The organism is Mycobacterium sp. 1245852.3, assembly GCF_001669335.1.
In the GTDB taxonomy this organism is placed as follows: domain Bacteria; phylum Actinomycetota; class Actinomycetes; order Mycobacteriales; family Mycobacteriaceae; genus Mycobacterium; species Mycobacterium europaeum_A.
Map to the genome: position 1 here is coordinate 1 of NZ_LZLL01000636.1, position 533 is coordinate 533.

General features: G+C 72.6%; 1 pseudogene. It reads right to left on the minus strand.

Annotated elements, in window-relative coordinates:
- Window positions 1-503, minus strand: a pseudogene (locus A9W96_RS29780) (two-component sensor histidine kinase); the annotation flags it as partial.
- Window positions 504-533 lie beyond the last annotated feature (30 nt).

A 533-nucleotide genomic window follows, 5' to 3' on the forward strand; every position in this document is an offset into this window, starting at 1 on the left:
GCGCTGCAGGCCAACAGGATCGCCAGGGCCCGCGCGGTCCCCTCGACCGCCTCGCTGCCCCCGCCCACCAGCACCGTGTAGACACCTGATCGGGTCGCGACTTTCTGGCCGCTGACCCGCATGTCGTCGCCGGCCACCGCGTCGTCGGGCAGGCCGCGACGCAGGTTGAAGTCGAACTGATCCGGCGAGACCAGCGGCGTTTTCGGCGCCGAGCCGGACCGCCTGACCACGGTGCCGTCCGGGCCGATCAACTGGGTCGCGACCACCCGCTGGTCGGTGTGCAGCAGCGCGTTGTCGAGGTCGTCGAACGAATCGGCCTGCAGCGCCTTGGTGATATCGCGGACCCGTTCGGCGGTGGCGTAATCGACGCCCGCCAGCAGCGACCGGTACAGGATCGCGTCCAGTCCCGCGCCGGCGATGGCCAGCGCACACAGCACAACAATCGCCGACACCGCGGCCGAGCGGGCCGAGATGCCCAGGTGCGGCAGGTGCCGCGGACGCAGCCGCCCGCGGCCCCGGGCCGACCGGCCACC